At 67.8% G+C, this 15154-nt stretch carries 12 protein-coding genes; 6 read left to right on the top strand and 6 right to left on the bottom strand.

All coding sequences use genetic code 11. The features are described 5' to 3' along the window. Positions 1 to 196 precede the first annotated feature (196 nt). On the bottom strand, positions 197 to 490 hold the full coding sequence (locus OG867_RS05935; protein WP_406283388.1) for a hypothetical protein: 294 nt from the start codon (positions 488 to 490) through the stop codon (positions 197 to 199). Between the two features lie 352 nt (positions 491 to 842). Beyond that, complete coding sequence (locus tag OG867_RS05940; protein ID WP_406283390.1) at positions 843 to 1301, bottom strand: MarR family winged helix-turn-helix transcriptional regulator; 459 nt, start codon at positions 1299 to 1301, stop codon at positions 843 to 845. Between the two features lie 122 nt (positions 1302 to 1423). Between OG867_RS05940 and OG867_RS05945 the strand changes: the two genes are divergently transcribed. The 5 genes from OG867_RS05945 to OG867_RS05965 all read left to right on the top strand — a co-directional run bounded on the left by OG867_RS05945 (position 1424) and on the right by OG867_RS05965 (position 6890). Continuing rightward, positions 1424 to 2929: an MFS transporter gene (locus tag OG867_RS05945; protein WP_362638550.1), complete on the top strand. Its 1506-nt coding sequence runs from the start codon at positions 1424 to 1426 to the stop codon at positions 2927 to 2929. A gap of 127 nt (positions 2930 to 3056) precedes the next feature. Next, positions 3057 to 4265 carry an NAD(P)/FAD-dependent oxidoreductase gene (locus OG867_RS05950; protein ID WP_406283392.1) on the top strand — a complete coding sequence of 403 codons (1209 nt, stop codon included), beginning with the start codon at positions 3057 to 3059 and terminating at the stop codon, positions 4263 to 4265. Between the two features lie 132 nt (positions 4266 to 4397). Continuing rightward, the gene (locus tag OG867_RS05955) at positions 4398 to 5615 is read left to right on the top strand and encodes a cytochrome P450 (protein ID WP_362638552.1); all 1218 of its coding nucleotides are present in this window, start codon (positions 4398 to 4400) and stop codon (positions 5613 to 5615) included. A gap of 79 nt (positions 5616 to 5694) precedes the next feature. Further along, positions 5695 to 5895, top strand: coding sequence for a ferredoxin (locus OG867_RS05960; RefSeq protein ID WP_406283394.1), 201 nt, complete (start codon positions 5695 to 5697; stop codon positions 5893 to 5895). 95 nt (positions 5896 to 5990) lie between these two features. Then, the gene (locus OG867_RS05965) at positions 5991 to 6890 is read left to right on the top strand and encodes an SDR family NAD(P)-dependent oxidoreductase (protein WP_406283396.1); all 900 of its coding nucleotides are present in this window, start codon (positions 5991 to 5993) and stop codon (positions 6888 to 6890) included. Positions 6891 to 7289: 399 nt separating this feature from the next. Here the strand turns inward: OG867_RS05965 and OG867_RS05970 are convergent, their stop codons facing one another. Then, complete coding sequence (locus OG867_RS05970) at positions 7290 to 7970, bottom strand: LuxR C-terminal-related transcriptional regulator (protein WP_406283398.1); 681 nt, start codon at positions 7968 to 7970, stop codon at positions 7290 to 7292. 192 nt (positions 7971 to 8162) lie between these two features. Then, positions 8163 to 10376, bottom strand: coding sequence for an MMPL family transporter (locus OG867_RS05975; RefSeq protein ID WP_406283400.1), 2214 nt, complete (start codon positions 10374 to 10376; stop codon positions 8163 to 8165). Positions 10377 to 10983: 607 nt separating this feature from the next. Here OG867_RS05975 and OG867_RS05980 point away from each other — a divergent pair. Further along, the gene (locus OG867_RS05980) at positions 10984 to 12171 is read left to right on the top strand and encodes a sensor histidine kinase (RefSeq protein ID WP_406283402.1); all 1188 of its coding nucleotides are present in this window, start codon (positions 10984 to 10986) and stop codon (positions 12169 to 12171) included. Between the two features lie 92 nt (positions 12172 to 12263). On the opposite strand, the gene OG867_RS05985 is transcribed toward OG867_RS05980, so the two are convergent. Together OG867_RS05985 and OG867_RS05990 are read right to left on the bottom strand one after the other, a co-directional pair. After that, entirely contained in the window at positions 12264 to 12929 is a 666-nt protein-coding gene (locus OG867_RS05985) for a response regulator (protein WP_406283404.1), read from the bottom strand. Positions 12930 to 13728: 799 nt separating this feature from the next. Then, positions 13729 to 15084: a class I SAM-dependent RNA methyltransferase gene (locus tag OG867_RS05990; RefSeq protein WP_406283406.1), complete on the bottom strand. Its 1356-nt coding sequence runs from the start codon at positions 15082 to 15084 to the stop codon at positions 13729 to 13731. Positions 15085 to 15154 lie beyond the last annotated feature (70 nt).

Below are 15154 nucleotides of genomic sequence, written 5' to 3' on the forward strand. Positions count from 1 at the left end.
TCGCGCAGGTCATCGACCACAAGCCAATCATCACGGCAGGTCCTCGCGCTCCCTGGTCTCTTCCGGGACATCTGATCAGCACGACTCAGTAGGTCTGCGCTCCGCGTCGCCCGCCCTTGGCGCCCCATCGATGCTCGCCACCTTGACAGGGTCTGACCGGCCCGAAAAGGCGCCTGACGCCCCATCAGAACAAGCGTCAAATGAGCGTCACGAGCGTCATTTCAGCGTCAAGATATCGCCCGTAACGCCCACACCGCACATAATGCGCACGGGCAAAACCGCAGGTCAGGCGCCCTTTGCGATGGGTTCTAGGATCGCGACGCACTCCACATGGTGGGTCATCGCGAAACATGTGGAACAAAAGCATGTGGAAGTTGGCGCAGGTCAGCGCCATGCGCGCGAGAATCCGGACGAATTGCCCGTGTGCGTTGTGGGCGCTGCGGGCGTTACGTGCGCGCATCTGACGCACGCCGCTAGCGATGTTGTCCATGATCCGGAAAGGTTCCGACACCCGATCTCCAGCGGATCGATCGGCTTCGCGTACACCGATTCTGGTGTCGGTTTGGGGTTCGTCACGAACCTCCGAGGCTTCCGGACCGATGACACGCGGGCACCGGGAACTGGCAAACGCCGCCCGACTCTGCCTTGAAAGACCGGACACCCGCCGATCCGGCAGCTCCGGCTCGTCTGCACCCACAGCGGACGACCCCCAACGTTGGCACGCCATCACCGGTACGGCGGCCAACCTTGTGGTCAGGTCATCCCATGCAGACAGCGGATGACGAGGCGGCCCCGCGCGCGGTCGAGGTCCCGTGTCTCGCCACCGCCAGCCAGGAGCACCATCAGCGCGGCCAGGGGCGCCCTGTAACCCGTTCGATGTCCTTGTTGAACTGCTGAAGGTCCTCGATGAAGCGATCCAGGCGCTCGGGGGTCCAGTCGGTGACCACTTCGGCGAGTCCGTCGACCACCTTCTCGCGGTCGGCCCTGAGTGCGCCGGTTCCCTTCTGGGTGATGCGGAACTTCCTGGCCACCCCGCCGTTGGGGTCGAGAGTCCGTTCGACGAGTCCGTCCCTGAGGAGGGCGGCCGTCTGCCGGTTGAACGTCGAGGCGGCGAGCCCGAAGGCGTCAACGAGGTCGGCGACCGACATGGGGCCCTGCACCTCGATCCGACTGAGGAGCACGTAGGCGCTGCGCTCCAGGGCCTCACTGCCGTGCAGGCGGCGGGGTGAGGACATTTCCTGGTGCCGCGTAAGGATCAGGAGCTCCCGCTCGATCCGCTCCCCCGCTTGCTGGGAATCCATCTGGGGCACCTCCGGCTCTGTCATATACACATCCTCACCCTACGCCACAAGTGTGCACGATGCTTTTGGCGAGCATCATGCAACTTTTGTGCATGATGCTTTTTTTCTGTACGGTGCAACGCATGAATGCTTCTGCCTCCCCGGCTCGCACGGGAGCGATCGTCGCCTCGCTGTCTGCGGCCGGCATCGTGGCCTCTCTCATGGGGACGCTGGTCATCCCCCTCGTCGCACAGCTCCCGGAGCTGCTGGACACTTCCACCGCGAACGCATCGTGGGTTGTCACCGCACCTCTGCTCACCGGCGCGGTTGCCACTCCGGTGTTCGGACGCCTCGGTGACCTCTACGGCAAGCGGCGGATGCTGCTGATCTGTGTCGGCCTGCTCGTCGTGGGCTCGCTCGCGAGCGCTGTGTCGGACTCGCTGGTCCCCATGGTCATCGGGCGTGCGATCCAGGGCATCGGCATGGGAATCATCCCGCTCGGAATCAGCACCATGCGTGATGTCGTGCCACCGGAGCGCATGGGATCGTCGGTGGCTCTCATGAGCTCGTCTCTGGGCATCGGCGGTGCCTTCGGTCTGCCCCTTGCGGCCGGCGTCGCTCAGAACGCCGACTGGCACGCACTGTTCTGGGGCTCGGCCGCCATCAGCCTGCTCGTCGGGTTCGCGGTGATGCGCTTCGTTCCGGGTGTGCCCGCAGGGGGCGCGCGGGGCCGGTTCGACATACCCGGCACGATCGGTCTCTCGGTCGGTCTCGTATCGCTGTTGCTCGCCGTCTCCAAGGGCGCCGAGTGGGGCTGGACGAGCGCTACCACCCTGGGTCTCTTCGCTGCCGCCGTGATCGTCCTTCTGGCCTGGGGCTGGTTCGAGCTGCAAACCACTGATCCGCTGGTCGATCTGCGAGCCACCGCCCGGCGGCGGGTGCTGCTGACGAACCTGGCCTCGATCGTGATCGGCTTCGCCATGTTCGCCCAGAGCCTGGTGGCCCCCCAACTGCTCCAGCTGCCGAAGGAACTCGGCTACGGTCTGGGCCAGTCGATGCTCGCCGCCGGCCTGTGGATGGTTCCCACCGGACTGGTGATGATGGCGTTCTCCCCGCTCGGCGCGAAGCTGTCCGCCCGGTTCGGTCCCCGCACGTCGCTGCTGACCGGGTCTCTGATCATGGCGATCGGCTACGGCCTCGCCGTCCCCCTCATGGGATCTGTCGCCGGGATCGTCGTCGCCAGCTGCGTCGTCAGTATTGGGGTGGCCTTCGCCTACGGAGCGATGCCCGCCATCATCATGGCGTCGGTCCCCGCTTCCAAGACGGCTTCGGCCAACGGCTTCAACGCGCTGATGCGTTCCATCGGACTTTCGGCATCCAGCGCGGTCATCGGTGTCCTCCTGGCCCAGATGAGCCAGGACGTCGGGGGGTTCACGATCCCGACCGAGAACGGCTTCCGGGTCGCCCTCGTCGTAGGCGGAGCCGCTGCCCTCGCCGCCGCACTCCTCACCCTGGCCATCCCCCGCGCCACAACGCCCCTCCCCGCCCCCGACACCCAGCAGCCCGGTGCGTCCGAAGCGGCCTCCGCGACGGAAGCCGACCAGCTCTCGTCCTCGGCTCCCACGGCGCCGCGCGCCCCTCGGGGGTGATCACCCACGCCGGTGTGGCTGCGGGGTAGCCCTCGTCCGGTATCGGCCGACGACCCTGCGACCGCGTACCAGCCCTTGAGACCCCGCACACGACGATCGAAGAACCCGAGGAGAAGGGCGAACAGGTATGCCGGACAAGGACCATGCAACGGCCGGGAGCGTGCTGATCGTCGGCGCTTCCGCCGCCGGCCTCGCGACTGCAGAAGCCCTGCGGCGCAACGAATACCAGGGCGCTCTGACGCTACTGGACGCGGAACAGCACCCTCCCTACGACCGGCCGCCGCTGTCGAAGCAGGTCCTGAAGGGAGACTGGGAGCCCTCTCGGGCGCATCTGCGCACGGATGAGCAGCTCGCCGCCTTGGACGCCGAGTTCGTCGCGGGCGATGCTGCCGCCTCCTTCGACTCAGCGGCCCGTACCGTCACTACGCGCACAGGCCGTCAACTGCGCGCCGATCACGTGGTGATCGCCACCGGTATGCACCCGAGGACCCTGCCCGGCCAGGACGCTCTGGCCGGAGTGCACGTCCTGCGGTCCATGGGCGACGCGCTGCGGCTGCGTCGTGATCTCCTCGGCGCCGAACGGCTGGTGGTCGTCGGTGCCGGCGTGCTCGGCACCGAGGTTGCGGCCAGCGCGCGCACCCTGGGACTGGACGTCACCATCGTCGCACCGGCCACGACGCTGCTGGGGGACCAGGTCGGCGACGTGGTCGGCGGCCTCCTCACCCAGCTGCACACGGAACAGGGTGTGCGCATGCGTCTCGGCGTCGCGGTCGATCACCTCACCGGTGAGGACGGTCAGGTCACCGGCGTCCAGCTGTCCAGCGGTGAGGTCCTTCCCGCGAGCGTGGTCGTGATCGCCGTCGGCGCGCACCCAGCGACCGGCTGGCTCACAGGTAGCGGACTGACGCTCGGCGACGGCATCGAATGCGATGCACACTGCCGCGCTGCCCCCGGAACCTGGGCCGTGGGAGACGTCGCGTCGTGGTACGACGTGCGGCTCGGCCGGCGGCTGCGCCTGGAGAACCGCACCAACGCCACCGAGCAAGCTCAGACGGTTGCCGCGAACATCCTGGGAGCAACCCGCCCCTACACGCCGGTCCCCTACTTCTGGACCGACCAGTACGCGGCGAAGATCCAGGTCCACGGGCTGCCTTCCCCGCTCGACGACGTGACGGTCGTCGAAGGAGACGTCGAGGAGCGCCGGTTCGCCGCGCTGTACAGCCAAGGCGGCCGGGCCACTGCCGTCCTCGGCTGGAACATGCCCAAGCAGGCCCGCCTGCTGCGCCAGCAACACCTCACGGGTCCGCCCGGCGCTGATGCTGCCCGCTCCGCGTGAACCCCACAAGCCATACCGGGTGACAAGGCCCGGTCCCCGAGCGAAGGGAGAACTGCCCACGCCCCCGGCCCAGTACCGCCCCACCGAGGTACCTGCCGGACGAAAGCCCCACATTTCCGAGGGAGAACACTTATGAGTCAGAGCCAAGAGACCGTGCACTACCCGCTGCCCCAGACGGGTGCCCTGGACGCCCCCGCTGATTGGCAGCGGCTGCGCAGCCAGTGCCCGGTGGCCTCGGTCCAACTGCCCAGCGGCGACGAGGCAACTCTGCTCACGCGCCACGAAGACATCAAGACACTGCTTTCCGACGCGCGCTTCGCCCGCCCGACCGCGCAGGACGGCGCGGCCCGCCTCGCACCCGATGGTGGGGGCGGAGCCGTCGCCTCCAGCAGCGCCGACGCGCTCTCCCTTCCCGCGAAGGGCGAGCCGCACCAGCAGTGGCGTCGCCAGGTCAGCAAGTGGTTCACCGCCAAGCGCATGACGGCTCTTCGCCCCGGTATGACGGCGACGGCCGAACGGCTCGTCGACGACATGGTCGCCCTCGGTGCGCCCGCCGACCTCAAGGCGCACGTCGGCTTCCTCCTGCCCGTCTACGTCATCTGCGACATGCTCGGCGTGCCCGCACAGGACCGTGACCGCTTCTCCCACTGGTCCGACGCGCTGCTGAGCCTCACTCGCTTCACCAAGGAGGAGACGGATCGGGCCCAGATCGAGTTCGTCCAGTACATGTCCGGTCACATCGAGACCAAGCGCGAGAACCCGACCGACGACCTGATCAGCACGCTCATCCGGGACTCCGCGGATGGCCAGGGACTCTCCGACTCGGAGCTGCTGGCAACCGCCTTGGGCCTCCTGATCGCAGGGCACGAGACCACCGCCAACATGATCGGCAAGATGGTCGGCATGCTCCTGGCCGACCGCAGCCGGTGGGAGCAGCTCCTCGCCGATCCCTCTCTCGTGCGCACCGCCGTCGAAGAGGCACTCCGCTTCGACACCAACCTCGGATTCGGCCTGCGCCGCTACATCAGCGAAGACACCGAGATCGGCGGCCAGACGGTACCCGGCGGCACCACCGTGATCTGCAGCATGCCCGCCGCCAACCGCGACGAAGACGTCTTCGACAACGCTGAGGAGATGGATCTGGACCGCAGCCCCAACCCTCACCTCATCTTCGGTGCCGGACCCCACTCGTGCCTCGGCCAGGCATTGGCCCGCACCGAACTCCAGGTGGTGTTGGAAGTCCTGCTGCGCAAGCTGCCCACTCTCGAACTGGCGGTCCCCGTAGAGGAACTGCAGCGAGTGGAAGGACTCCTGGTCGGCGGGCTGCGCACCGTCCCCGTGCGCTGGTGACCCCACCCCAGCCCCCGAGCACAGCCGCCGCCCAGCGGCCCACACAACCCCCCACCGTCCCGATGAAGGGAGAGTCCCTATGAACGTCACCGTCGATGAACACAAGTGCTGCGGCGCCGGCCAGTGCGTCCTGATCGCCCCAGAGGTGTTCGACCAACGCGACGACGACGGCATCGTCGTCCTGCTCGAGGCCGCGCCCCCGCAGGATCAGCACACCTTGGTCCGTGAAGCTGCCGCGGTCTGCCCGGCCGCCGCTATCGAACTCACGCCGGCCCAGTAGCCCGGCGGTGGCCGGCCGGGGTACAGCACCGGGCCGGCCACCCCACAGGAACGAAGCACCCTGCCAAGGGCGCCGAACACAGCTAGGAGAAGGACATGAGTGACCGTCTGAGTGGCAAAGTGGCCATTGTGACCGGTGGCGGCAACGGGGTCGGGAAGGCATGCGCGCTGGCCCTGGCCGCAGAGGGCGCACGGGTCGTAGTCAACGACCTGGGCACAACCGCAGCAGGCGGTGGAAGGAGCTCCGAAGCCGCAGACGCGACCGTCGCCGAGATCCTGGCGGCGGGCGGCCAGGCGGTGGCCAACTACGACTCCGTGGCCGAAGCCCAGGGATGCGCCAACCTGGTCGCGCTCGCCGAGAAGACCTTCGGCCCGGTCGACATCGTCCTCGCCATCGCGGGCGCCGTGCTCCCCGGCCAGATCGACATCACCGATGAGCAGTACAACAAGCTGATGGACCTGTTCCTCGGTCAGAAGTTCTGGCTCTCGCGCCTGACCGTGCCGGGCATGGTCGAACGCGGTTGGGGCCGGATCGTCGTGACCGCTTCCGAGGGTGCACGTGGCGGCGTGGGCAACCCCGTCTTCGCCGCGGCCATGGGCGGCACCGTTTCCTTCATCAAGGGGCTGGCCACAGAGCTCAAGGGCACCGGCGTGACCGCGAACACTCTGGCGCCGGGAGCCTCCACCCGCACCTACGAGCTGGCCCTTCCGGGGCTTGAGCAGGCGCACGCGGAAGGCCGTCTCTCCGACGAGATGTTCGCTGCGGCGAAGAAGGGCCCCGGCCCGGTCGAACACGTGCCGCCGATCGTCACCTGGCTCTGCACGGATGCGGCTTGCGACGTCAGCGGCCGCGTCTTCCACTCCGGTGGCGGGAAGATCAGCGTCTGGTCTGAGTACGAGGACCTCAACACCATCTCGAAGGGCGACCCCTACGAGAACCCCCCGTACACCCTTGACGAACTGGACGACCTCGTCCCCGGCCAGGTCCTGCGCTAAACGACCTGAAGGCCCACCACGCCCTCTCAACCGGGGCCGTCAGAAGGCAGCCGTCGCACTGGACCAGTGCGGCGGCTGCCTCAGTGCATCGGGGCGTGGCCGGCAGCACCACCTCGTCGGCACAGGCTGCAGACAACGTGCCTGCCGCGCCGTGACATCAAGACACTCCAGCCTCCAAACCCGCGGAGACCACGTCGAGTCGCCCCCAACTGACGTCCTCGCTCCCGAGGAGATCACCTCCCCGAGTGCGCAGGAGGCCGCGGCGATGTCGACGGCGTACGCGCTTATCGCCGCTACGCGGGCGCCGAAGCGAGCGTTCTACGCCGCTGACGCACCGCGTGGCGCGAGGAAGCAAGCTCTGGTCCAACGTCACGCGGCGAAGCGGAGCTTGCCTGTGCCCTATCCATCAGGCCCGGCATCCCTGTGACCGGAGAGGTGTCGTCTCCCGGGTGTTCCGGGGGTGACCAGTCCGCTCTCGTAGGCGATGACAACGAGGCGGGCCCTGCTGGTCGCCCCGAGCTTCCGCAGAATGCTGTTCACGTGTGACTTGACCGTGAGCGGGCTGATGCGGAGGAGTTGGGCCAGGGATTCGTTGTCCGGCTGGGTGGGGATAAGCGCGAGAATCTCGCGCTCTCGGGCCGATAGCCGATCCACTATGGGGAGCGGGGAGAGCGGAGGCGCCGCGTCGAATATCGTTGGCGGGCTGATGACCACGCCGCCCCTGCTCACCAGATCCACTCCCGTCACGAATTGGTCCGTATCCATTTCATGGCTCAGGATCCCGGTGACACCATCGCGCAGATATGACGCGATCTCCCCTACCGGTACGGTGCCGATGAACGCGAGCCGGGTCAGGGTCGCGGCTTGGCGCAGAACCATTCGAGGCGGAGCGAGGACGGCAGGCGGCAGGGTTCCCTTATCGATGAGCAGCAGGTCAGGACGGGAGCACAGAACCTCCTTGAGCGCCTCGGCGAGAGTGGCGGTGTGCCCCAGCATCGTCAGGGTCCTGGACCGGTTGATGATGTGCTCGTAGGCATTGCGTTCGAGGGTGGAGCCGCCTGCGAGGAATACCCCCTGCATCTGTTGTCCTTCTGCGTGGTGCATTGCTCCGGTGGACTCTCCGCGCCGCTGCTGCCATGGGGCGGTCACCGCTCTGTGTCAGCGCGTTGTGAGACGCGAACCTGATCAGGTATGCGGGCCGGCAGCGATGGCCGGAGCCTGAGCCGCGGAGGTGCGGCACTCGACTTGAGTGCCGCACCTCCGGGTCTCGGTTCAGTGCTGGTTGCTGTACTGCGGCGTCTCGATACCGTCCTGGTGGACCTCTGCGGGGGCTTGCTGCACGAGCTTCTCCCCTTCGATGTCGACGTTGGGCAGGATGCGGTCGATCCAGCCCGGCAGGGACCATGCGCGCTTGCCCAGGAGGGCGAGGGCGGCGGGGATGATCGTCATGCGGACGACGAAGGCGTCGAGGGCGACGGCGATGGCCAGGCCGAAGCCCATGGACTTGAGCATGGCGTCGTGGTTGCCGACGAAGCCGGCGAACACGGAGATCATGATCAGTGCTGCGGCTGTGACGACCTTCGCGCTGTGCCTGAAGCCGGTTTCCACCGCTGTACGGGCATCGGCGCCGTGCACGTATGCCTCCCGCATGCGGGTCACGAGGAACACCTGGTAGTCCATGGCCAGCCCGAACACGATGCCCACCATGAGGATCGGCATCAGACTCATGATCGGGCCGGTCTGGTCGAGACCGACCAGGTCCTTGAGCCAGCCCCACTGGAAGACCGCGACGAGGGCGCCGAGGGAGGCCAGTACGGACAGCAGGAAGCCGAGCGCTGCCTTGAGCGGCACCAGAAGCGAGCGGAAGACCAAAGTCAGCACAAGGAAGGCAAGGCCGACGACGAGCGCCAGGTAGGGAGCGATCGCCGCGCTGAACTTGTCGGAGATGTCGATGTTGAGCGCGGTGGTGCCGGTGACCATGGAGCGCACGCCGCCGGCCGACTCGGTCTCGGCGGCAAGTGAGCGGATATCTCCCACGAGGTCCTTGGTGGCATCCGTGATGGGTCCGCTCTTCGGAATGACGGTGATGATCGCGGTGTCGCCGGCCTCGTTGAACACGGCCGGTGTGACGGCTGCGACGTCCGGCAGGTCGGTGATGGCCTTGCCCAGGTCGGTGGCTCCACTGCGGGCGGTCTCGGGGCTCTTGCTGTCGACCGTCACGGTCAGCGGGCCGTTGAACCCGGGGCCGAAGGACTCGGCCAGCATGTCGTACGCCTTGCGCTGCGTCGAGGAGGCGGCCTTGGAGCCGTCGTCCGGGAGTCCGAGCTTCAGCTGGGTCGCGGGCAGGGCAACGACTCCGAGGGCCAGTACGGCGAGCACGAGGACCTTCGCAGGCTTGCGCAGAATGTAAGCGATCCAGCGCTGGCCGATCGTGGCCTTCGTCGACACCTGCTTGCGGCCGGCCCGCTTGCGCGCCCTCCCCAGGACCCGCTCGCCGGCGAATCCGAGCAGCGCGGGCACGAGGGTCACGGCGACGAGTACGGCGACGATGACGGCGCCCGCGGCGGAGAGTCCCATCGCGGTGAGGATGGGCAGGTTGACCACGGCCAGCCCTGCCAGGGCGATGATGACCGTCAGCCCGGCGAAGACGACAGCGGAACCAGCCGTTCCGTTGGCGCGCGCCGCTGCTTCCTTGGCGTCGTACCCATCGGCTCGTTCGGAGCGGTACCGGGAGACGATGAACAGGGCGTAGTCGATACCGACGGCGATGCCGAGCATTGTTGCCAGGGCTGACGCGTTGCTGTTGAGATCGAAGGTCGCGCTGAGTGCGGTGATCGCGGTCATGCTCACGCCGACGCCGACGATGGCGGTCAGCAGGGGCAGGCCGGCGGCGATCAGGGAGCCAAAGGTGATCACAAGGATGAGAGCCGCGAGGGCGAAGCCGATGGCTTCCGCGGAGTGGCCCTCCTCGGGGGGCGCGAGGGCGCTGCCGGACGCCTCGACCGTCAGCCCCTGGTCACGGCCCGCGTCGAGAGCGTCATCGATGCCGGTGTGATCCGCATCGGTGAGATCGGCGTCGGCAACGGTGTACGTGGCCTGGGCGTAAGCGGTGGTGCCGTCCGCGCTGACCGTCTTGGCGGCGAACGGGTCACTGACCTGGCCGACGCGCGACGAGGAGTCCTTGAGGTCCTTGAGGGTGGCGTCGACCGCTGCCCGGTTGTCGGCGCTGCTGATCTTCTCGCCGTCCGGGGCCCTCATCACCACACGAGCCGTGGCACCGTCGGCGTTGGCCGCGGGGAACTTGTCACCGAGCAGGTCGAAGGCACGCTGCGACTCTGTGCCGGGCAGTGTGATGCTCGAGTTCGCGGCGCCCGTGCTGTTCGCAGCCCCGGCACCGAGGGCGCCGAGGATTACTGCCCACAGGAGCACGACCAGCCAACGCCGCCTGAAGGCGAATTGGCCGATCCTGTGCAAGAAAGTAGCCATGGGGTGTGAGACTCCGAGAGGGTGGATGAGGGAAAGCACCGCAGACACGGTGCGCAGGAGATACGAGTCGGCCCTGTGGGGCGGCGGTGCTTTCGTGGCAGTGCCGTCCGATGGGCCATCTGCTCTGGGCGATCAGGTTTGGCGGCGCGGATCGAGTGCAACTACCACCTGTGTGGAACCGGGCGCGGCCGACTCCTACGCGCATCACTCATTGCTGACAAATTCCGTTTTTGCAGTTTCAAGGTCAAGAGAGGTGCCGCGGCCCGCGCCCCAGGTACAGGCAGCACGGGCCGCAGCGTGCACCGGCCCCGTCCCCACGGGCGGCGGTGCACATCGCCCGAACCTGTCGCCGCGCGTGACAGGACGGACACCCAGCGGCGCTGCCTTCCGTGCAGGCAACTAAGTCCCCTTCGCTGCTGAGCGGGCACCGTCAGTGGTGACCGGTGCAAAGACCGGCGGCCGGCCTCGGGGGAAGGACCGGCCGCCGACAACATCCATGGTGGCCTGCTCGGACGTCCCGTTCTGTCAGCCAGAAGTACTGTCCGGGAATCGGTCTGTCGGCCATTCGGCCGACACGGCAAGGCGCACCAGTCCATACGCTAAGGGTGTGGATTGGGACCTTCCGTTTACGCCGACCGTCAGACGTCTCATCATCGTCTTCGGACTGCTCGCATTCGCCATGACATGGCTGGCGGACATCGCGATGCTGCTGACCAGCCCGGACCCGTGGGATCCAGCCACCAACTGGGTCCCCGTTCTGGTCACTGGCCCCGCCACCGTGCTGGCGGTCTCCGAGACCCGCTTCTCGCCGCCCTTTCTGCGACGCGTCTGGTTGATCGCCGCGATGTCGGTGACGCTCTCCGTCGTCAGCATCGCAGTTCCTCAGGACGGGCCGTCGTGGGGAACGCTCGAGACCGCCGGACTGCTCGCTCTGATCCTTCGCACCACAGCCCAGACACGGCGCACGACCACAGCAGCCGCCTCAGCCGCAGCCCTGAGCTTCGCCGTCCTGATACTTCCCGCCCGTACGGGATCCTGGTCGACGATTGTGGCCGGCGGCTACATTCTGACTATCGCGCTCGCCATCACCGTCACTCTCGGCTGCGCTGTCCGAGCCCTTGAAGCCCGCCGCCGGCGCAACATCAGCGATGTCCGCCAGGCCGAGCGCCTGGCTATCGCCCGTGATCTTCACGACCTGATCGCTCATCACATGACAGGCATCATCGTCCAGGCCCACGCGGCGTCGGCCATCTATCCGACCGCGCCTGACAAAGTCGCACCGATCCTGCAGAACATCGCCCAGGCCGGCACGGAGACGCTTGAATCCATGCGCCGCCTGGTTCGCGTGCTACGCGAGGACAACCACTCAGCGCTGCGCCCGGGCGACCTGCTGACGGAACTATCCGAACTCACAGCAAGCTACTCGGCACCTGCGTCCGACGGCGATTCCTCCGGCGCCGCTCGGCTGGAGGCGACCGCTGCCGCAAGGACAGCCCGCCTGAGTCCAGAAGTAGAGGTCTCTGCCTACCGCGCCGTGCAGGAGGCGCTCACCAATATCCGACGACACGCACCCGGAACCCAGGCCAGTGTGCGTCTCGATGCCGATGACACGTGGCTGTGGGTCACCGTTACGAACACCCCTGCGGCCAAGCGGGCACCGTCGCCCGCCGGCGGGCACGGCGGCTTTGGCCTGATCGGGTTGCGCGAACGGATCGAGGCACTCGACGGTGTTCTCCGAACCGGCCCGCTGCCCGGAGGCGGATGGGAGGTCAAAGCAGGCTTCCCATTGCACTGACCCGCTCGGGGCGGAAACCGTTCAGCCCGTCGTGCGGGTCTCTTGCAGTTGCACCGCCACACCCTTCCAGAGCCCGACGAAGGTCCGAGGGCTCAGCGGTGGGGTCGCGCTTCGCCGTGTTCCCATGCCCACGCCGCGATCTCCACCCGATTGCGAGCCTCCAGCTTGACCTGGATACGTCCAAGGTAGGTTTTGACCGTCGACAGCGAAAGAAAGAGCTCGTCGCAGATCTCCTGGTTCGTACGACCGACCGCGATCAACCGGACGATGTCCAGCTCCCGGGCGCTCAGTCCGAATGCCGCAGGGCTGCCCGGTTCCGAACGAAGTTCCGCCTGCTCGAGTCGCTTCAGCAGCCGCACCGTCACGGCCGGAGACACCAGCGCATCTCCCCGGGCCGCTGCCTGAACCGCCTCCACCAGCAAGGCCGGAGTCGCGTCCTTCAGGAGGAATCCGCACGCGCCGTTGCGCAGGGCAGTCCGCACGTAGTCGTCCTGGTCGAAGGTTGTGATCACGACGACGTTCAGCGGGTCAACCACCCCAGGGCCCGCCAGCTGCCGCGTCACCTCCAGCCCGTCCAGCCGCGGCATCCTGATGTCGACCAGCACCACGTTCGGACGCAGTCGGCGCGCCAGGTCCATGCACTCCACACCGTCGACCGCCTCGCCAACGACCTCGATGCCCGGCTGAGCATCGAGGATCATGCGGAAACCCGTGCGCACCAGCTCTTGATCATCGGCGATCACGACATCAATCTTCATTGGGGACACTCACCGTCTCTATCACGGCAGCTGCGGCCATATACACGCGCCCATCTACCCAACCTTGTCGACAACGTGATGGCCGCCCTACCGAACCACCCCGGCGGGACCCCTCAGGGCCAGCAGATGGCGGGCGGGCGGACCTGAACATCAGTTTCCTGGTCCCGCCAAAGGGCCTCGCCGTCATCGCCGCTGTGCGGCGACCACTCGCCTGCGGACCAGGGCTTCGTTGGGGTTCTCACTCCTGCTTCAATCGATCGAGCCACCCGGTCATCGTCGTGATTCCTTCGTGGAAGCCCTCCGAGTGCGGCTTGTCCAGGAATCCGTGACGTGCCCCAGGAACCAGGTAGGCGTCGAGCCGTACCGAATACGTCACAGCGGCAGGCGACCACGCCACATCGCTGCCACCCGGACAGGAAAGGACAGAGATCGAGGCGTGGCTCGCCTTCGCGGACGCCCGGCTCCAGCACCTCACCGAGTCCGCCGAAGCTGCCCTCCCCACCCAAGCCCAGCGGCGACGACCTCAAGCCCTTCCTCGGCCACTGGAGCCCTTACGGGCCCCGTTCCTACTGAGCCTCAGATCAGGCCATATCGAGCACGGCTTCACCAAGAGGCGGTAAAGAAGGAGCCCCCTCAAGCCGCACTCGACACACCGCCACCTGCAGAAACGGGCATCTGACACCTCATCAGAACGTGCGTCAAACGTGCGTCAGAAGGGCCCAACGTGCGTCGAATATGCGTCAAGATATCGCCCGTAACGCCCACAGCGCACATAATGCACACTCGGCGAAACCGCAGGTCAGACACCCTTTGCGGCAGGCTCAAGGATCGCCACGCACTCGACATGGTGCGTCATCGGAAACAGATCGAACGCCCGCAGCGTCCGCACCCGGTACCCGCCGTCCGCGAAGTACGAGATGTCCCGCGCCAGTGCTGCCGGGTCGCAGGCCACGTACGCGATGCGGCGGGCGCCCAGGGCGACCAGCTGCTTCACCGTGGCGCGGCCGGCGCCCGCGCGGGGCGGGTCCAGGACGATGAGGTCGCATGCGGTGATGCCCGTGCGGGGCAGGACCTGGTCGACCTTGCCGTGTTCGATGCGGACGCGGTCCAGGTCCGCCAGGTTGTGGCGGGCGTCCTCGACCGCGCGCTTGCCGGACTCGATGCCGAGGACCGCGCCCTTCTCGCCGATGCGCTGGCCGATGGCGCCGGCGAAGAGGCCGACGCCGCAGTAGAGGTCGAGGGCCGTGTCGTTCTTACGGGGCAGCAGGCCCTGCATGACCGCGCGGACCAGGGTGTTCGCGGCCTGCGGGTGGACCTGCCAGAAGCCGCCGGAGCCGACGCGGTACGTGCGGTCGTCGGCGCGCTCGCGGACGAAGCCGCGGCCGTGGACCCGGTGCACGCCGCCGTCGCGTTCGTCCACGCGGAGGACGGAGACCGGCTTGTCGAGCTCGACCAGGGGCAGCCGGCCGCCCGGGCGGGGGGTCAGGATGACCTGGCGGTCGTGGGAGCCGGTGGCGGCGATGGCCTCCACCGTGGCCATCTGGGGCCAGTCCTGCTGCTCGACGCCCAGCTCGGAGACTCCGGGCGCGGCGATCATGCAGTGGTCGATGATCTCGATGTCGTGCGAGCGGTGCTTGCGCAGGCCGACGCGGCCGTCCTCGTCGATCGCGTACTGGACCCGGGTCCGCCAGGCCGGCACCTCGCCCGCGGGGAGCTTGTCGCCCTCGGCCGGCATGACCGTGCCGTCCCAGCCCGCCTCCTCCGGCGTGAGGCCCGCGAGGCGCTGGAGCTGTTCGGCGATGACCTCGCCCTTCAGGCGGCGCTGGGCGCCCGGCTTCGCGTGCTGCCAGTCGCAGCCGCCGCACTTGCCGGGACCGGCGAACGGGCAGGGGGCCGGCACCCGGTCCTTGGACGCCTCGATGATCTCCACCGCGTCCGCGCGCAGGAAGCGCGAGTCCTCGGCGCCGTCGGTGATCCGCGCGACGATCTTCTCGCCCGGCAGGGTGTGGCGTACGAACAGCACCCGGCCCTCGTCCGTGCGGGCGATGCAGTGGCCGCCGTGCGCGACCGGGCCGACCTCGACCTCGTACTCCCGCCCGACCAGCGACTCCGGCTGCGTCTCCCCGGTCTGCGGCGACGTGGATTCGTTCTGCATGAGGGGCGGGCTCCAGAGAGGGAAGGGGACGGCCGGCGGCCGGACAACAACCTACGAGTCTACGTGGGTG

Origin of the sequence: Streptomyces sp. NBC_00209 (genome assembly GCF_045206345.1) — a bacterium.
Taxonomy (GTDB): domain Bacteria; phylum Actinomycetota; class Actinomycetes; order Streptomycetales; family Streptomycetaceae; genus Streptomyces.